Below are 17,034 nucleotides of genomic sequence, written 5' to 3' on the forward strand. Positions count from 1 at the left end.
CGACGCCTGCACCCTTGATTTCGATTTAATTCCGGTATTGGTCCTGCTGCATCAGCAGCTCAGCCTGCCGCGCAGCCGACACCTGCGGGGCTGCCGCCTGAACGGATGGCTTGTCCGGCGCGGTGGCTTGCGGCTGCTGCGGGCGGGCGGGCAATACGGCCGCGCGGGGTGTGGCCTCTTGTGCCACCCCATTGGACGGCTGCACGCGGCGGGCGCCGTCAAAGCGGCGCTGCCAGTAGCTCACGCCCATGCTTTCGACGCGCACTTCAGCGCCGGGCTTGGGCGAGTGGATGAACTTGCCGTCGCCGACATAAATGCCGACATGGCTGAAAGCGCGCTTCATGGTGTTGAAAAACACCAGGTCGCCAGGTTGCAATTCGGTTTTGTCGATGCGCTGGGTGGCGGCGGCTTGTTGCTCGGCGCGGCGGGGCAGCAGCAGCCCGACGCTTTGTTCGTAAATGGCGCGTACAAAACCGCTGCAGTCAAACCCGGTTTCAACGGTGTTGCCGCCGCGCTTGTAGGGCACGCCCAGGAAGCCCATGGCGTTGACGACCAGCTCGGACGCCTTGTTGGTGACACTGTGGCGGACGTTGTCAATCTGGGTCAGCAGGCCCTTGTCGGCGAGCAGTTTGTCCATGTCGTTGTCGCCGCCTGAATTGCCGGGTGCCGCATGTGCGCCGGCTGCCAGCAGGGCGGCAGAGGCTATGACGAGGGCAGGGGCAATCATTCGCATGGCGCCAAGCATACTTGACGGATTAGTCCTACGTCAACTCATGTTGTTTCTTGATAACGTTGACAAGCCATTGATTTGTAACGAATTTGTAGGGGATTACCCGATTTATTACCCCTGTATGCCATGTTTTACACCGCCTTGGCCCCCGCTTGGACATGATCAAAAGGCGGTTTTCCCGGTCAAATGGGCGTGAATGGGCCGATCAATGTGCTTTCGGGGGCTTTTTTTAGGGTGAAATATGGCTTTAAACCAATACCAACGGGCGCAAGCTGCTATATCTTTAATAGCGGCCAGCACGCTGTTTCAACCCGCCCAGGCTCAGAGTGTTCGTCCTGAAACCGTGGCGGCGGGCCTGGAGAACCCCTGGGGCGTGGCTTTTTTGCCGGGCGAGCGTTTTCTGGTCACGGAGCGCCCCGGCCGCCTGCGAGTCGTTGGGCCGGGCGGCAAGCTGGGCGCGCCGGTGGCGGGCCTGCCAGAGATTGCCGCCGGCGGGCAGGGTGGCTTGCTGGACGTGCTGGTCGACAGCGACTTTGCCCGTAATCGAACGCTGTATTTCTGCTTTTCCGAGCCGGCTGCCACCGGTAACGGCAACAGCACGGCGCTGGCACGCGCCAGCTTGAGTGCTGACGACACCCGGCTGGAGAACGTCAAGATCATCTTCAGCCAGAAGCCCAAGGTGGCCAGCACGGCGCATTTCGGCTGCCGCATCGTGGAAAGCCGCGCAGCATCGAACGGCGCGCCCGATGGCAAGCTCTTTCTCACGCTGGGTGAGCGCTTCAGCCGCAAGGACGACGCCCAGAAGCTGGACAACCACCACGGCAAGATTGTCCGCATCAACAAGGACGGCTCGGTTCCCCAAGACAACCCTTTTGTCGGCAAAGCGGGGGCCTTGCCTGAAATCTGGAGCTACGGCCACCGCAACGCCCAGGGCGCGACGCTGGGGCCCGACGGCACCTTCTGGATGCATGAGCATGGGCCGCAGGGCGGCGACGAAATCAACCTTCCCAGGGCCGGGGCCAACTACGGCTGGCCCGTCATTACCTACGGCGAAAACTACGGCGGCGGAAAAATCGGCGAAGGCCTGACCGAAAAGGCCGGCATGCAACAGCCGCTGCATTACTGGGTGCCGTCCATCGCGCCTTCCGGCATGGCGTTCCTGACCAGTGAGCGTTACGGCAAGTCCTGGCGCGGCAACCTGTTTGTGGGTTCGCTCAAGTTCGGCTACCTGGACCGGATCGAACTGGCGTCGCCGTTCTCCGGCAAGGTGGTGCGCGAAAGCAAGCTGCTGTCTGAAGCCGGTGATCGCATTCGCGATGTGCGCCAGGGGCCGGACGGGCTGCTTTACGTGCTGACCGACAGCAACAACGGCAAGCTCATACGCCTGCTGCCCGGTGGCTGAACGCAGGCAGGCCTAGCCGGCCACCGCAATGAGATCGATCTCGACCGACGCACTCTTGGGCAGCTGAACAACGCCCACCGACGTACGGGTGTGGGCCCCGGCAGGGCCCAGCACGGCATACAGCACTTCAGATGCGGCATCGGCGACTTCGCTTTGCTGGGTGAAATCCTGCGCCGACTGCACAAACACCGTGATGCGCAGAATGTGCTTCACGCGGTCCAGGCTGCCGAGGCTTTGCCGCAGCAGCGCCAGCGCGCGCATGGCGCAGATTTTTGCCGCCAGCTGGGCCTGCAGAACAGACGTTTCCGAGCCTACGCGGCCGGTCACGACCACGGTATTGCCAACGCGCGGAATCTGCCCGCTGACAAAGACCTGGTCGCCGTGCTGCACGACAGGCACGTAATTGCCGCCTATCTTGATCTCACCGTCAAAGCTGTAGCCGAGTTCGGCCTGCACTGCGGCGAACCGGGTGTCGCGTGAATCTTCCATGGGCAGGAATTCCTCTTTATGTAGTTGGATGGAGCGTAATGCGGGTGTTTCAGGCAGGGCTCTTGAGCCGTAGCAGGCTCAGACCCAGCAGGCCAAACGCACCGCCACAGAGACGGTTGAAAATGCGGGCCCGGCGGGGCGTGCCAAACCATTGGTGGGTGTGTTTGGCCAACAGCACATAGGTGAAGTGGGAGACCAGCACGCACGCAGCGAAGGCGCTGGTCAGTGCGAAAAATTGCGGCAGCATCGGCGCCTCCGGATGAATGAACTGGGGGAACAGCGCGGTGAAGAACAGGATGCTTTTGGGGTTGGTCACCGCCACCAGCAGGCCTTGCCGGAACAGTGCGGCATTGCTCTTTCCGGAGGATGTCCCGGCCGGCAAGGGCGTGTCGAACATGGAGGTCTTGCTGGTCCACTGCCGCCAGCCCAGGTACATGAGGTAGACGGCGCCCACGGCCTTGAGCACAGCGAACAGCCAGGCCGAGGTGTGCAGCAAGGTGCCCAGGCCCGCCATGGCCGCGGTAGAAACGGCGAACACGCCGAGCACATTGCCGGTTGAACTCCACAGCGTCTTGCGCGGCCCCCAGGCCACGGCGTTGGAAACCGCCAGCAAAATGCCCGGCCCGGGGCTGAGCGCGGTGACAAGTGAGATGGTGATGAAGAGCAGCCAGGCGGAAGTGGTCATGGTGAGATCAATTAAAAAATGATGAGGCGATTTATTTCCGGCGGCGGCTATGCCGCCTCGGCGCCATGCAACCAGCTGCGCACGGCCTTCACGACTCCTGAAAAGTACCTTAAAAGCACGCTTCCCGTCTGGCCCGGGGCTTTTGCCGGGGCTTGGTTCAGCACGCATGCCGCGCCCCCGTGCTGGGCGGTCACCGTGATCCATCCAGTCTGGGTGACGGTATGCGACTGTCCCGCCTCCAGCGGCATGCTGTCGCGAAAGACCTGCTCGGCAAGCCAGCGCGGGGTGGCGGTCACCAGCAGCGTGCCCGAGGTGCTGATCAGGGCACTGCCCGCTTGGGTGTGAAAAAACAGGGACTCACCGGCGTCCAGGTGAAGGTGGCGAGGGGCGAATTGCTCTTTCATGGCGGCTCCATTCATGGGTGGGTGAACTGGAAAAACGGGGGAAGGAGACACCAAGGTTAAAGAGACCGACACTATCCCGACAGAGCCAAACAAGTCCTTTCTGTATCGGTACAGATGGCTATTTATTCATCTGTTATGGTCTGATTTCGCCCCATCTGTGGCTGTGTCCCCGCTTCCCCTTCACGGATCATTCGGTTTATGGACATGCAACCCTCGCCATCCCTGTCGCAACCGCTCTATCTACAGCTCTCCAGCCATTACCGCCAGGCGATCCAGTCCGGCGTTTTGTCGCCCGGGCAGCGTATGCCGTCCGTCAGGGCGTTGACGCGGCTGCACCAGGTCAGCCTGTCGACGGCGGTGGAGGCCTGCCACACGCTGGAAGACGAAGGCCTGCTGGAGGCGCGGCCGCGTTCGGGCTACTTTGTGCTCAAGCGTCGCCGGATGGATATCCAGCCGCCCAGCGAGCCGGAATGCGGCCACAGGCTGGACCCGGCACAGTACGTCGGCATCCACGACCGGGTGTCCGATTTCGTCGCCAAATGCGATGTTTACCCGCTGGTCACCAACCTGGCAGGCACCTATGGTTCGCCCGAGATGTACCCCGCCGAGGCCCTGAAAAACGCCGCCACGCGTGCGTTGCGCAAGCACCCGCAGCTGCTGGTGAACCCGCCCGACTTTCTCAACGATTCACCGCTCAATGCCGTGCTGGCCAAGCGGGCGCTGGAGGCCGGCATGCGGCTGTCAGCGGAAGACATCCTGGTCACGCACGGCTGCATTGAATCGCTGAACGTGGCCCTGCGCGCGGTGGCGCGGCCGGGCGACACCGTCGCCGTCGAGTCGCCCACCTACCACGGCCTGCTGCAGATCCTCGAAAGCCTGGGCCTGCGCGCGCTGGAGATTCCCACCAGCCCGAAGCTGGGGATTTCCGTGGAGGCACTGGATTTGGCCTTCCAGACACACGACCGCATACGCGCCGTGGTGGTGATCCCTAATTTCCACAATCCGCTCGGCAGCGTCATGCCTGACAGCGAAAAGGAAAAGCTGGTCGCGCTGTGCGAGCGCCAGCAGGTGGCATTGATTGAAGACGACACCTACGGCGCATTGGGGCCTGACGACATTCCGCTGAAGGCAGCCAAGGCCTGGGACCGCAGCGGCTCGGTGATTTACTGCGCGTCGCTGCGCAAGACCCTGTCGCCGGGGCTGCGCCTGGGCTGGGTGGCCGGCGGGCGTTGGCAGGCGCGCATCAAGATGCTCAAGTATGCGCAAAGCCGCGCCAACGACATGCTGGGCCAGCTGGCCGTGGCCGAGTTCATGGCCTCCAGCGCCTACGACCGCCACCTGGCCCGGCTGCGCCGCATGCTCAACGTGCAGCGCGAGCAGATGGCCGAAGCGATTGCCGCGCACTTTCCCGCCGGAACCCGGCTGCAAGTGCCCCATGGCAGCATGATGCTGTGGGTGGAGCTGCCGGCAGGCACGTCCGCGCAGGCGGTGTTTGACACCGCCATCCGGCAGGGCATACGGGTGGCGCCCGGTTCCATGTTTTCCAACTCGAACCGCTTTGACCACTTCCTGCGCATCAGTTGCGGTTCACCGTTTTCCAGCGAGACCGACAGCGCCCTGCGCAAGCTGGCAGGTATTGTGTCGGCGCAAGCTGGGCCCCGGCCGACTTGAGGGCATGCGCTGCTATTTTGAGGATTTTAGGGCTCCAGCCCTTTAGGGATATGCGCGAGCAGCTATCTTTTTGATAGCGTCATGCGCTTAATGCACCGCAGCGTGGCTGCGTTTCACGAAAAACAGGCCCGCACCTACTGCCATCAGCATGCCGCCGAACAGCCGGTTTTGCAGCCGCACCGCACGTGCATTCCTGAAGAGCTTTTGCAAGCGGCTCGCGGCAAACGCGTAGCCGTGCATCACCACAGTGTCGACTGCCACAGTCGTGAGCGCCATCACTAGCAGTTGCGGCCACAGTGGCCGGGCGGGGCTGATGAACTGCGGCAGCACAGCCACCATGAAGAGGATGCCTTTGGGGTTGGTGACGTTGGTCAGCAGCCCGGTGAGAAAGCGCCTGCGCGCTGAAATGCCGTTCGCATCAGCTGCCGGGCCGGCATCTTCCGCCGCGATGCCGTTTGATGACCGCCATTGCGACCAGCCGATATAGATGAGGTAGAGCGCGCCCAGCACTTTCACGACGCTGAAGGCCAGCTCGGACGCCACCAGCAACGAGCCCACGCCCGCCCCGGCCACCAGCAAAATCACCACCAGCCCGATCTGCAGGCCCGCGATGGTGGCACGCGTGCGCTGCATGCCGTAGCTCAGGCCATGGCTCATGGCCAGCACCGCGCCCGAGCCGGGTGAGAGCGCGATCAGAATTGAGGCGAGGAAGTAAGCGGTCCAGGTGTCGATGGCCATGATGAAGCGGTGGTGAAAAGGGAGAGAGGAGAGGGCGCCCGCACCGGGCGAAAGCCTGCCATCCTACATGGACAGGCAATAGCCCGCGGGTATCATGGCCCAATGGCTTCAACAGCATCATCCTGGCAAGGCCGCCTCTCGCAAACACGCCGCACCGCCCAGCACTGGCTGATCGAATGGTGGCGTCTGGTGAAATTGGGCGCGATCATCCTGGTGTTGACCCTCTCGCCTTCCAGCTACAGCCCGCAAAGCCGCACGGTGCTGTCCCGCCACATCTACATCAACACGGCGCCCATCCTTCTGGGCTTTACCTTGCTGTGCGCGCTGGTCACCGTGGTGCTCACGCGTATCGTGCTGGTGACTGCGCTGAGCTACGGCTTGTCGCAGTACGCGTTGCAGGTGGTCATCCGTGTGCTGGTGCTTGAACTTATTCCGCTGACGGCGGCGCTTTTTGTGGCGCTGCGCTGCACCATCCCTGATGGCGCCGAACTCACGGCCATGCAGGCCAGCGGTGAGCTTGACGAGATGCGCGAGCGCGGCATCGAGCCGGTGCGGCGCGAGGTGCTGCCGCGCGTGGTGGCGGGCATGTTCTCCGGCATCACGCTGGCTGCGCTCAGCTGTGTGGTCGCGCTGGTGGTGGCCTATATGGCGACCTACGGCTTTGCCTTGTCGGGCCTGGCGGCCTACACCCGGCTCTTCGGCCAGGTCTTCAGCCCTTCCGTCACGCTGATCTTTGTGCTCAAAACCCTGTTCTTCTGCCTGGCCGTGTCGTTGATCCCCATGGCCTCGGCGCTTTACGGCATGGGCGAAGCCAGCGTGCGCACCAGTGCCGAGATGCGCGGCCTCGTGCGCATGTTCGCCGTGATTTTGCTGATTGAAGTGGCTTCGCTGGTCGGCAACTACTATTGACCTGCTTAAAAAAATACCAAAAACAACACCAAAACAAACCATGAGTTCACCCCACGACCCTTCATCCCCGGAGCACGGCCGGCCGGATCCGCTCCAGCCGGCGCGCGAGGCAGAGTCTTCGCCGGCGGAGATCGCCAGCCTGGAGTTCAAGGCCCGGCTGCTGCTGCTCTTCATGCTGCTGTTGGTGGTGGGCTCGGCCCTTTATGTGATGTATGCGCGCGGGGCGTTTGAGTCCACGCAAAGCCTGGTACTCATTGCGGAGGATTCCGAAGGCGTGGTGGTTGGCATGGACCTGACTTTCTCGGGTTTCCCGATAGGCCGCGTCAAGCGCATCGAATTGGCCAGCGACGGCAAGGCCCGCATATTGGTGGATGTCGCCTCCAAGGATGCCCACTGGCTGCGCACCACCAGCGTCTTCACACTGGTGCGCGGCCTGGTAGGCGGCACCAACATCCGTGCCTACACCGGCCTGCTGAACGACCCGCCGCTGCCCGACGGCGCGGAACGTACCGTGCTGCTGGGCGATGCGGCCGGCGAAGTGCCCAAAGTGATCGCTGCCGCCAAGGACCTGATTGAAAACCTCAACACCCTCACGGGAAGCGGCGGTGCGGTGGGCACCAGCCTGGCCAACCTGCAGACGTTGACGGAGCGGTTGAACGGGCCGGGCGGCGCCTTGACGGTATTGCTGGGCAGCGAGGCAGAGGCCAAAAAGTTTGCTGCCACGCTGGAGCGCACCAACTCGCTACTCACCAAACTCGACGGGCTGGCCGCCAAGACCGACACCCAGGTGTTCGGCGACAAGGGACTGATGCCAGAAACCCGGGCCACCGTGGTTCAGCTCAACGCCATGCTGGGCGAGGCCCGCACCAGCCTCAAGAAAGTGGATGCATTGCTGCAGGACGCCCAGGCCGTCACCCGCAACGCCAAAGATGCCACTGACGACCTGGGCGCGCTGCGCGCCGACGTGGAAGCCAGCCTGCGCAAGGTTGAGGGGTTGATCAACGAAATCAGCCGCAAATGGCCCTTCGCCAAAGACGCCCGCGATGCGGAAATGAAGTTGCCATGAAGAACACCTTTACGCATACCGCCACGCTGACTTCGGCCTTGCTGCTGGCCGCCTGTGCCGGCGGCCCGCAACCGCCCGATTGGCAACTTGAGGCCAAAGGTTCGATGGACCGCTCTGTGGCCGCCTACATGGAAGGCAACAGCCGTGTCGAGATGGCCGAACTCGGGCGTGCCCGCACCCAGCTGACACGCTCCGGCCGGGCCGAGCTGTTAGCCACTGCCGAGCTGCTGCACTGCGCCACCCGGGTTGCCAGCCTGGTGCTTGATGAGCCGTGCACCGGCTTTGAGAAGCTGCGTGAAGACGCCACCGATGCCCAGCGCGCCTACGCTGATTACCTCAAGGGTCAGGTACAGCCGCAGGGCATCGCGCTGTTGCCTGAAGCGCAGCGCCGTGCCGCGGCCGGCGACGCCGGCGCTGTGGCGGCCATTGCCGACCCTTTGTCGAAACTGGTGGCTGCCGGCGTGCTGCTGCAGGCCGGTAAAGCCAGTCCTGCGGTGATCACCCAGGCGATTGATACGGCGTCTGTGCAAGGCTGGCGCCGGCCGCTGCTGGCCTGGCTGGGCGTTCAGCTGCGCCGGGCAGAGCAGGGTGGCGACACCCAGGAAGCGGCAAAGCTGCGGCGCCGCATCGAGCTGACGCAGGGCATGCCTGCACCGGTGAAACCGCAAACACCCTGATCCTTGTCCGTTTTGCCTTGAGAGAAACAACCGTGAGCTACCGCCTCAGGCTTTACGCCTATGAAGACGCCTCCGCAGAAGAACTGCAGGCCGCCGAGCAACGCTTCAGGACGGCGCTGGAAACCGAGCTGGGAGACGAAAGCCTGGTCTGGCCGGTGTATGCGGCCTACATGAAACTGGTGGCGACGTATGGCGAAGCGCCGGCCGAAGATGTCCTGTCAGGCGACGAAATGGAAATCTTCAACCAATGGCAGGCAGCCGAGCTGGCCGCCGTGACGGCGGCGCTGGGCCCCAACCGCTACATGGGCGACGCGCAGTTTGAAATTCGTCCGGCCTGAAAGGGAGCGGACCTGAAGCGTTCAGGGAGAGCGGCTCAGCCGCGGTGAGGCCAGCGCCTGGAGCTGGTCGGCAATCGCAATGTCGACAGGCTTGAGCTGTTTGAGCAGCTGCGCTTTTTCCAGCGCGGCGTGCAATTGCTGCAAGTCCTTGCTGCTGGTGGTCGCCTTGATCTGGGCCAGCGCTGCCGGGGTGTTGCCGGTTTTCAGTACAGCCAGCATCTTGCCGACCCATTCACTCGTTGCAGGCTTTTTGGGGTTCATGCGCCATTGTAGGTTTGCTATTAAAAGAATAGCTGTTTGCGCTTTCCCACATTGCGCCGGCGGCCGATTTTATGGTGAATTTTCCGGCACCCGGCCCCGGGGGCTTGACCTTGAGTGCACTCAAGGTATTCCAATCCTTTCAGGGCCCCGGCAATGTTGCCGGCCTCCATCCACTTCGCATTCCGTGCGAAGAAGCCTTCAAGGAGTTTCATCATGAGTGCAGCATCCACCAACAACATCACAGCCGCCAACCGCCAGCGCATGCAGGAGGTCATGGCTGAACTGGACAAAGGCAACGGCCAGGCATTTGTCGACGCCATGGCAGATGATTTTTGCTGGACCCTTGAGGGCAGCACGCCCTGGTCGCGCACCTACCGCGGCAAGCAGGCGGTCGTCACCGAGCTGCTGCGGCCGCTGTTTGCCCAGTTCGCCACGCCCTATGTCAGCACCACAGGGCGCGTGATGGCCGACGGCGACATGGTCGTCATCGAGTTCCGCGGGCAAGTTACCACCCATGCCGGCAAGGCCTACAACAACCGCTATTGCTATGTTTGCCGCATGGAAGGCGGGCAGATGAAAGAATTGACGGAGTACTTCGACACCGCCCTGGTGAGCGCTGTGCTGGAGGCGCCCGCGCTGGCCGCCTGAGCCGTTATACAGTCGGGCATGGCTGAAAGTTTTCTGATCGGGCAGCTTGCCGCACGCACCGGCCGCAGCGTGCACACCATACGCTGGTATGAGGCGCAGGGCCTGATCCCCGGCGTGACGCGCGACGCCGGCGGCCGACGCGTCTATGGCGACCTGCACATCAGCTGGCTGGACCTGATGGACCGGCTGCGGCGCACCGGCATGTCGATTGCCGAAATGCGGGAGTACACCGCGCTGGTCAAGCAGGGCAGCAGCACACTCAGGCAGCGGCAGGCGCTGCTGGCCGCGCACCGCGCGCAGGTCAAGGACATGATTGCCGAATGGCAGCTGGCGCTCAAGCTGCTGGACAGCAAGATCGACTTTTACGGCGAGTGGGTGGCGTCGGGCAAACGCCCGGCCGTGAAGGTGGTTGAGCGTGCGGGCGTCGCGCTCGCATCGCGGCCCAAAGAAAAATCGCGCCGGCCTGGAAAAACCTAGCGGCTACCCGTTTTTCCGGCCGGGCTGTCCAGCCCGCCCAGCAATAGGCGCAGGCCTGCCAGCGCCGCATCGGCGCCGTCCATCTGCGCCCGCACGATGGCGCCGTCCACTGCCAGCGCGGCGGCCCGCGCCGCCTCGGTTTGGCCCGCGCCGTGTGGCAGTAAATCGGCAATGACTTGCTGCATGTCCTGCTTGTGCCGGCGCGCAATGTCTGCCACGCCCGGCAGGGTGCCACCCACTTCCGCCACGGCGTTGATGAAAGCGCAACCGCGAAACGCCGGGTCGGCGAACCACTCGGCCATGGCCTGCACCAGCGGCGCCAGCCCACCGCCGGGTTGCGCGCCATGGCGGCCCAGCGCGTCGACAAACCAGCCCATCCAGCGTTCATGCCGGTAGTCCAGGAAGGTGCGGATCAATTCGTCCTTACTGGGAAAGTGTCGGTAGAAGGTGAGCTTGGCCACGCCCGACTCGGCAATGATGCGGTCGATGCCGGTGGCGCGCAGGCCGTCACGGTAGAAAAGTTCGTGTGCCGTGACGAGGATGCGCTCGCGTGCGGGGAGGGTGGAAACATCCATGGCGCCATTGTAGACGTCATGTAGACAGGTTTGTCTACATGTGCCAGAATTTCGTCATGGTAGACAAAGCTGTCTACATCTGGTTTTTGCCCATTTTGTTCAACCCCAGGAGATCCCCATGGAATCACGGCCGCCGCTTCCCCCTTTTACCTTTGAAACCGCCGTGCAGAAAGTCCGCGCTGCTGAAGACGGCTGGAACACGCGTGAGCCGCAGCGTGTGGCTATGGCCTACACGCCGCAAAGCAAATGGCGCAACCGCGCCGAGTTCGTCACGGGGCGTGAAGAAATCGCAGGGCTGCTGTCACGCAAGTGGGTGCGTGAACTGGACTACCGCCTCATCAAGGAACTCTGGGCCTTTGGCGGCAACCGCATTGCCGTGCGTTTTGCGTACGAATGGCATGACGATGCGGGCAACTGGTTTCGCTCTTACGGCAACGAGAACTGGGAGTTCGACGAAAACGGCCTGATGGCCGTGCGCCACGCCAGCATCAACGACCTGCCCATCAAGGCCGCCGATCGCAAGTTCCATTGGCCGCTCGGGCGCCGGCCCGATGACCATCCGGGCCTCAGCGATCTTGGGTTGTGAGGGGTTTGGGGAGGGCTGTAAAATCCGCTCCCCCTGCGCACCGTGTTGTTTGATGTTGTTTGAAGGCGGTGCGTGACCTGAATTTGCCCCCGGCTCATTGCCGGGGCGCTCCACCCGAGTGACCGCGTTTTGACTGACTCCCACACCCCGCCGGCCGGCTTGGCCGATGAATCCCCCAACGACACCCAGCCCATCCAGGAACCCAGGCTTTGGTGCGGCGACGGCTGGACGGCCAAGGTCATCAAGAATGAAGACGACGACGGCTGGGCTGTCGCCATGATCAAGGACGGCGAGCCCGAGCCCGCGCTGGTGGGGCCGTGGACCATGGGGCGCGACAAGAAGAACCCCAAGCCGCTGGATGGCCCGGCCTTCAGCACGCTGGTCAAAACCGCTTCCGAATTTGTGCGCCGGCATGAGCAGCAGCTGCATGCCACGCTGCACCAGAGCATCACCGTGACGGCCAATGCGGCGCGCATCACTGTTTCGCTCGACATCATTCCGGACGAAGACAACCCGCACGGCCTGCTCAGCGCCGCCGACGAAGCGGGCGAGCAGCTCGCGCAGGTGCGCGTGGCGCCGTCCTTCAAGCTCACCCGCGCCAGCGCCGTGGCGTGGGCCGAAAGCGGCTTCGCCAAGCCGGCCGGGCGGTGAGCACGCCCCGCGCCTGCGGGATCGACTTCGGCACCTCCAACTCGACGGCAGGCTGGAGCCGGCCCGGGCTTCCCGCGCTGCTGGCGCTGGAAGGCGGCAAACCCACGCTTCCCTCGGTGGTGTTCTTTCATGCCGAGGACGCGCATGTGAGCTATGGCCGAGCGGCGCTGGCCGACTACCTGGCCGGCTATGAAGGCCGCCTGATGCGTTCGCTCAAAAGCCTGCTCGGCACGTCGATGATCGACGACCACACCGAAGTCGCCGGCCGCGCGCTGCCGTTTCGTGTGCTGTTGGCGCAGTTCATCGGTGAGCTCAAGCACCGCGCTGAAAAAGCCGCCGACCAGCCTTTCACGCAGGCCGTGCTGGGTCGCCCGGTGTTTTTTGTCGACGACGATGCTGCCGCAGACAAGAAAGCCGAAAACACATTGGCCGAGATCGCCCATGCAGTGGGCCTCAAAGACATCGCCTTCCAGTACGAACCGATTGCGGCGGCGTTTGACTATGAGTCGCAAATCCGGCGCGAAGAGCTTGTGCTGGTGGTCGACATCGGCGGCGGTACGTCGGACTTTGCGCTGGTGCGCCTGTCGCCCGAGCGGGCCCGCAAGGCCGACAGGCGCGACGATATTCTGGCCAGCGGCGGTGTGCACATAGGCGGCACGGACTTCGATAAATACCTGAGCCTGGCCAGCGTCATGCCCACGCTGGGCCTGGGCAGCCTGCTTCACAGCGGGTTGCAGGTGCCGTCGGCCCAGTACTTCAATCTGGCGACCTGGCACACCATCAACCAGGCCTACAGCAAGAAGTCGTGGACGCAGATCAGCGATATCCGGCGTGGCGCAATCGAGAAAGACAAGCTGGACCGCCTGCAGAACCTGGTGCGCGAACGGGCAGGGCACTGGCTGGCCATGCAGGTCGAGGCGGCCAAGATTGCGCTGTCCGATGCACCCGAAACCGTCATGGACCTGGGGCGCATTGCGCCGGGCGAGACGCTCACCTTGCACCGGCCCGATTTCGACGCGGCCATCAATGAGCTGGTCGGCACTGTGGCGCGTACCGTGATGGGACTGGTCAAGGACGCGGTTGTCAACGCCGACGACATTGACACCGTGTTTTTCACCGGTGGCTCCAGCGGGGTGCCTTTGCTGCGCGAGCAAATTTCAGCATTGCTGCCGCAGGCACGCAGTGTGGAGGGTGACCGTTTCGGCAGCATCGGTGCCGGGCTGGCGCTGGATGCAGCGCGCAAGTTCGGCTAGGGCCTGCCAGGCCGCGGCTTACAGCAAGGCCATGAATTGCTGCAAGGCTTGGCCGGGATGCTCGTCGCGCCGGCGGATAAAAAGTGTTTTGACGGCGTATTTCTTGCCCGTCGATGGATGGCAGCGTAAGGCGGACCTGTTGGCAGCGTTTTCGACAATGGACCGTGGAAGCAGCGAGATGCCGACCTCCGCGGCTACACAGCCCAGGATGCCTTCCAGTGTGCCCATTTCAAGCCGGGTGTACCTGGGCCAGCCGCGCTCGCTCAGAAGCTGTTCGAACCGCTGGCGATAAGAGCAGCCGGTCTTGAACATGATCGCCGCCGCGCCGTTTTCCAGGCGCCTGCCGAGCTCACTGGAGCGCACCCAGCTGGCAGACGAGACGAGCACCAGTTCTTCTTCGAACGCGACCAGGCTGAGCAGCGCATGGTTGTTGAGCGGGCCGGCGATGAACGCACCATCCAGGCGCCGCGTGAGCACGGCCTCGATCAGTGTCGCGGTCGGGCCGGTTTCCAGCGTGATGGCCACCTGCGGAAGCACGCGGCGGTATGCGGCGAGCAGCGAGGGCAGCCGGACCGCAGCGGTGGTCTCCATCGAGCCGATTGTCAGGACGGCGGGAGCGTCTTCCTCCCCTTTGGCCGCGGCCTGCGCTTCATCCATCAGCGCCACGATGCGGTTGGCATAGGGCAGCAGCCGCTGGCCCGCACGCGTCAGTTCCATGCCGCGGCTGTGGCGCTTGAAAAGTGCCAGGCCCAGCTCCGATTCCAGCACCCGGATGCGCTGGGTGATATTGGATTGCACGGTGTGCAGCGTTTGCGCGGCAGAGGTAATGCCGCCCTGGCTGGCGACGGCGGCAAACGTTTTCAGGCCCAGAACATTCATGGTCAACCCATCGCTAAAAGAGAACGGAGGGATCACAACAAATCGTTTTTACAGAGACATCATATTAGATACAGTTTGTTTCACCTAGCAACATCTGTGGCAACGCAAAGGGCCTGACGAATGAACCAGCTCTTCAGTGATTTGCATGACGGCGGGGCCATCGCTGGCATCTTTTCGGAGCGGAATTTTGTCGACCGCTGCCTTCGTTTCGAGCGTGAACTCGCTGTCGTGCAGGCTGAACTGGGTGTGATTCCTCAGGATGCGGCGGATGAAATCTGTCGCGTTGCCCACGTCGAAAACATCGATTTTGCGCAACTCAAGCAGAAGACACGCCTTGTCGGCCTGCCCATGGTGGGGCTGGTGAACCAGGTGGTCAACCTGTGCCGCGGCGATCTGGGCCAGTATGTCCACTATGGCGCAACGACCCAGGACGTGATGGATTGCGCACTGGCGCTTCAGATGCAGGAGGCATTCGCACTGATCGGCGATTCGCTGGCGCAATTTTCGGGGGCGCTGGGCTCATTGGCCACGACCCACCAGCGCACCATTCAGGCCGGCCGGACCAATCAGCAGCATGCGTTGCCCGTCACCTTCGGCTTCAAGGCTGCGGTCTGGAATTCCGGCGTGCTGCGGCAGATGGACCGGCTTGCACAGGCTGTGCCGCGCGTGGCCACCGGGCAACTGGGTGGCGCTGTGGGCACGCTTGCTTCATTCTCCGGCGCGGGGCATGAAACACGCCGGCGCCTGATGCAGAAGCTGGGGTTGAACGAACCGGATATTGCGTGGCATTGCATGCGTGACGGCCCGGCCGAGGCGGTGCTTCTTTTGTCGCAGATCGCTGCGACGCTCGGAAAGATCGGCCGGGACCTGCTGATGCTTTCCAGCACGGAAGTCGGTGAAGTGGCTTTTGCCGCCGACAGGGGCGCCAGCAGCACCATGCCGCAGAAAAACAATCCGGTCGCGGCGTCGTCCGTCGTCGCTCTTTCGAGAATGCTGTTCCACACGGCCCCGATGATGCTGGACGCGGCGATCGTGGAGAACGAAAGGTCGCTGGACGCCTGGTATGTCGAGCTGCATGCAGTGCCGCTGTGCTTCTCCCTGATGGGAGCCCTTCTGGTGCAGGCCACGACCATGCTGGACGAGCTGGTGGTGGACTCCGCAAGGATGGCGCGCAACGTCGCCCTCACAGACGGGGCGATCGTCACCGAGACCGTGCAGATGGCGCTGGCCAGACGCATCGGCCTGAACCGCGCGCATGAACTGGTTGCCCGTGCCTGCCAGGAGTCCAGGGTGGAGGGCGTATCGATAGCGGCTGCCCTGGTGGGCTTGCAGTGCGGGCTGGACGAAGCCGCAGTGAATGCGCTGCTTGATGTGAACGAACACCTGTCTTTTGGTGCGCGCGAGGTGGACGCATCGCGCAGGCCGCCGCCTGCCGCCGGGGGCCTGGCAACGCAATCCGTATCCGTTTAACCAACCCGAGGGGATTTATGACCAGAGCCATCTGCATTGCCTTCATGCTCGCCTTCTGCGCTGCGTCTGCGTGCGCTCAGGAGGCCTATCCCACCAAACCGGTCACCCTCATCGTGCCCTTTGCGGCCGGGGGGCCCATGGACAAACTGGCCAGGGAGCTTGCCGTGCCGATGCAGGCCCAGCTGCGCCAGCCTGTGGTTGTTCAGAATCTGTCCGGCGCCGGCGGCAACCTCGGCACGGTCATCGCCATGCGGGCTCCGGCCGATGGCCACACGCTGCTGATGGGGCACATCGGCATGGCGACTTCGCCGGCGCTCTACCGGAACCTGGGCTTCAAGCCGGATGTGGATTTCGCGCCGCTGGGGGTGGTGGTCGATACGCCCCTGGTGCTGGTTGCACGGCCGCAGGTGCCTGCGGACTCCTTGGTGAGCCTGATCCGGTGGATGGCCCGGCAGCCGCAGGTCAGGCTCGCGCACGCCGGTGTGGGCTCGTCATCGCACCTGTGCGGCTTGCTGCTCCAGTCTTCATTGAAAGTCAGCATTACGACCGTGCCCTACCGTGGCAGCGCGCCCGCAGTGGCAGACCTGCTTGGCGGGCATGTGGACATGATCTGTGACCCCACCCCTACGACGGTCGGCCATATCCAGGCCGGCAAGCTCAAGGCAATTGCCGTGACCTCCGCCAAACCCCTGACCGGCACGTCGCTCGCCGCCGTTCCGACCATGGCACGGTTCGGCATTTCGGGTGTCGAACTGAGCATCTGGTTTGCCCTTTATGCGCCGAAGGACACGCCGCCGCACATCCAGCAGCGGCTCAATGATGTGCTGCGGGTGGCCATGAAAACACCTGCCTTCAGGCAGGCGCAAATTGCCTCAGGCATACAGGTTGTGGAAGATGACCGTGCCACACTGGCCGGGCACCGCAGCTTTCTGGGCAACGAAATTGCCCGGTGGGGGCCCATCATCAAGGCGGCCGGTGTTTATGCCGACTAGCTGTGGATGCTGTCCCATGTATGTGGCAGCGCTACAGGAATTAAAAGAAGAAGTCAGTCCTTGATAGACGATATTTAACTATTGTTTTTGTATAAAACGCTAGTTTAGTATTGATTGATCTGACTTAATTAGA

21 protein-coding genes are annotated in these 17,034 nt (G+C 63.2%); 13 read left to right on the forward strand and 8 right to left on the reverse strand.

What is annotated here, in order from left to right; genetic code table 11:
* Positions 1–25: 25 nt before the first annotated feature.
* Positions 26–727 carry a C40 family peptidase gene (locus AC1DU8_RS08710; protein WP_457280982.1) on the reverse strand — a complete coding sequence of 234 codons (702 nt, stop codon included), beginning with the start codon at positions 725–727 and terminating at the stop codon, positions 26–28.
* A gap of 244 nt (positions 728–971) precedes the next feature.
* Between AC1DU8_RS08710 and AC1DU8_RS08715 the strand changes: the two genes are divergently transcribed.
* Positions 972–2,132: a PQQ-dependent sugar dehydrogenase gene (locus tag AC1DU8_RS08715; RefSeq protein ID WP_457280595.1), complete on the forward strand. Its 1,161-nt coding sequence runs from the start codon at positions 972–974 to the stop codon at positions 2,130–2,132.
* A 12-nt stretch (positions 2,133–2,144) separates the two neighbouring features.
* Here AC1DU8_RS08715 and AC1DU8_RS08720 read toward each other — a convergent pair whose 3' ends face one another.
* Genes AC1DU8_RS08720 through AC1DU8_RS08730 form a run of 3 tightly spaced genes read right to left on the reverse strand, consistent with a single transcriptional unit; the run spans position 2,145 to position 3,710 of the window.
* Positions 2,145–2,621 (reverse strand): RidA family protein, encoded by a 477-nt coding sequence (locus AC1DU8_RS08720; RefSeq protein ID WP_477665869.1) that lies wholly within the window; start codon positions 2,619–2,621, stop codon positions 2,145–2,147.
* Positions 2,622–2,670: 49 nt separating this feature from the next.
* The gene (locus tag AC1DU8_RS08725) at positions 2,671–3,306 is read right to left on the reverse strand and encodes a LysE family translocator (RefSeq protein ID WP_457280597.1); all 636 of its coding nucleotides are present in this window, start codon (positions 3,304–3,306) and stop codon (positions 2,671–2,673) included.
* A 47-nt stretch (positions 3,307–3,353) separates the two neighbouring features.
* Positions 3,354–3,710 carry a hypothetical protein gene (locus tag AC1DU8_RS08730; RefSeq protein WP_477665870.1) on the reverse strand — a complete coding sequence of 119 codons (357 nt, stop codon included), beginning with the start codon at positions 3,708–3,710 and terminating at the stop codon, positions 3,354–3,356.
* Positions 3,711–3,908: 198 nt separating this feature from the next.
* Here AC1DU8_RS08730 and AC1DU8_RS08735 point away from each other — a divergent pair, with 198 nt between their 5' ends.
* A complete protein-coding gene (locus AC1DU8_RS08735; protein WP_477665871.1) occupies positions 3,909–5,381 on the forward strand; it encodes an aminotransferase-like domain-containing protein in 1,473 nt (490 codons plus the stop codon).
* Between the two features lie 87 nt (positions 5,382–5,468).
* Here the strand turns inward: AC1DU8_RS08735 and AC1DU8_RS08740 are convergent, their stop codons facing one another.
* Positions 5,469–6,119: a LysE family transporter gene (locus AC1DU8_RS08740; protein ID WP_477665872.1), complete on the reverse strand. Its 651-nt coding sequence runs from the start codon at positions 6,117–6,119 to the stop codon at positions 5,469–5,471.
* 102 nt (positions 6,120–6,221) lie between these two features.
* Between AC1DU8_RS08740 and AC1DU8_RS08745 the strand changes: the two genes are divergently transcribed.
* From AC1DU8_RS08745 to AC1DU8_RS08760, 4 genes are read left to right on the forward strand one after another with little or no spacing between them, the layout of a single operon-like run.
* On the forward strand, positions 6,222–7,028 hold the full coding sequence (locus AC1DU8_RS08745; protein ID WP_457280601.1) for an MlaE family ABC transporter permease: 807 nt from the start codon (positions 6,222–6,224) through the stop codon (positions 7,026–7,028).
* Between the two features lie 40 nt (positions 7,029–7,068).
* Positions 7,069–8,094, forward strand: a complete 1,026-nt coding sequence (locus tag AC1DU8_RS08750) for an MlaD family protein (RefSeq protein ID WP_457280602.1) — start codon at positions 7,069–7,071, stop codon at positions 8,092–8,094.
* Positions 8,091–8,771 carry a hypothetical protein gene (locus tag AC1DU8_RS08755; protein ID WP_477702201.1) on the forward strand — a complete coding sequence of 227 codons (681 nt, stop codon included), beginning with the start codon at positions 8,091–8,093 and terminating at the stop codon, positions 8,769–8,771. Before AC1DU8_RS08750 ends, AC1DU8_RS08755 begins: the two co-directional genes overlap by 4 nt.
* Before the next feature lie 32 nt (positions 8,772–8,803).
* Positions 8,804–9,109: a hypothetical protein gene (locus tag AC1DU8_RS08760; RefSeq protein WP_477665874.1), complete on the forward strand. Its 306-nt coding sequence runs from the start codon at positions 8,804–8,806 to the stop codon at positions 9,107–9,109.
* Between the two features lie 21 nt (positions 9,110–9,130).
* On the opposite strand, the gene AC1DU8_RS08765 is transcribed toward AC1DU8_RS08760, so the two are convergent.
* Positions 9,131–9,370 carry a hypothetical protein gene (locus AC1DU8_RS08765; RefSeq protein WP_477658292.1) on the reverse strand — a complete coding sequence of 80 codons (240 nt, stop codon included), beginning with the start codon at positions 9,368–9,370 and terminating at the stop codon, positions 9,131–9,133.
* 213 nt (positions 9,371–9,583) lie between these two features.
* On the opposite strand from AC1DU8_RS08765, the gene AC1DU8_RS08770 reads away from it, so the two are divergent.
* Together AC1DU8_RS08770 and AC1DU8_RS08775 are read left to right on the forward strand one after the other, a co-directional pair.
* Complete coding sequence (locus AC1DU8_RS08770; RefSeq protein WP_477665876.1) at positions 9,584–10,018, forward strand: nuclear transport factor 2 family protein; 435 nt, start codon at positions 9,584–9,586, stop codon at positions 10,016–10,018.
* Between the two features lie 18 nt (positions 10,019–10,036).
* Positions 10,037–10,495, forward strand: a complete 459-nt coding sequence (locus tag AC1DU8_RS08775) for a MerR family transcriptional regulator (protein ID WP_477665877.1) — start codon at positions 10,037–10,039, stop codon at positions 10,493–10,495.
* On the opposite strand, the gene AC1DU8_RS08780 is transcribed toward AC1DU8_RS08775, so the two are convergent.
* The gene (locus tag AC1DU8_RS08780) at positions 10,492–11,070 is read right to left on the reverse strand and encodes a TetR/AcrR family transcriptional regulator (protein WP_477665878.1); all 579 of its coding nucleotides are present in this window, start codon (positions 11,068–11,070) and stop codon (positions 10,492–10,494) included. The two genes, AC1DU8_RS08775 and AC1DU8_RS08780, sit on opposite strands and share 4 nt — an antisense overlap.
* 118 nt (positions 11,071–11,188) lie before the next feature.
* Here AC1DU8_RS08780 and AC1DU8_RS08785 point away from each other — a divergent pair, with 118 nt between their 5' ends.
* From AC1DU8_RS08785 to AC1DU8_RS08795, 3 genes are all read left to right on the forward strand, one after another.
* The gene (locus tag AC1DU8_RS08785) at positions 11,189–11,656 is read left to right on the forward strand and encodes a nuclear transport factor 2 family protein (RefSeq protein WP_477665879.1); all 468 of its coding nucleotides are present in this window, start codon (positions 11,189–11,191) and stop codon (positions 11,654–11,656) included.
* 129 nt (positions 11,657–11,785) lie between these two features.
* Positions 11,786–12,307, forward strand: a complete 522-nt coding sequence (locus AC1DU8_RS08790; protein WP_477665880.1) for a hypothetical protein — start codon at positions 11,786–11,788, stop codon at positions 12,305–12,307.
* The gene (locus AC1DU8_RS08795) at positions 12,304–13,560 is read left to right on the forward strand and encodes an Hsp70 family protein (RefSeq protein ID WP_477665881.1); all 1,257 of its coding nucleotides are present in this window, start codon (positions 12,304–12,306) and stop codon (positions 13,558–13,560) included. The genes AC1DU8_RS08790 and AC1DU8_RS08795 overlap by 4 nt, the downstream gene beginning before the upstream one ends.
* Before the next feature lie 18 nt (positions 13,561–13,578).
* Here AC1DU8_RS08795 and AC1DU8_RS08800 read toward each other — a convergent pair whose 3' ends face one another.
* A complete protein-coding gene (locus tag AC1DU8_RS08800) occupies positions 13,579–14,439 on the reverse strand; it encodes a LysR substrate-binding domain-containing protein (protein WP_477665882.1) in 861 nt (286 codons plus the stop codon).
* Between the two features lie 120 nt (positions 14,440–14,559).
* Here AC1DU8_RS08800 and AC1DU8_RS08805 point away from each other — a divergent pair, with 120 nt between their 5' ends.
* Both AC1DU8_RS08805 and AC1DU8_RS08810 read left to right on the forward strand, forming a co-directional pair.
* Entirely contained in the window at positions 14,560–15,909 is a 1,350-nt protein-coding gene (locus AC1DU8_RS08805) for a class-II fumarase/aspartase family protein (RefSeq protein ID WP_477665883.1), read from the forward strand.
* Between the two features lie 17 nt (positions 15,910–15,926).
* The gene (locus AC1DU8_RS08810; RefSeq protein ID WP_477665884.1) at positions 15,927–16,901 is read left to right on the forward strand and encodes a tripartite tricarboxylate transporter substrate-binding protein; all 975 of its coding nucleotides are present in this window, start codon (positions 15,927–15,929) and stop codon (positions 16,899–16,901) included.
* The last annotated feature ends 133 nt before the right edge of the window (positions 16,902–17,034 follow it).

Source organism: Polaromonas sp. P3_A5 (genome assembly GCF_056403055.1).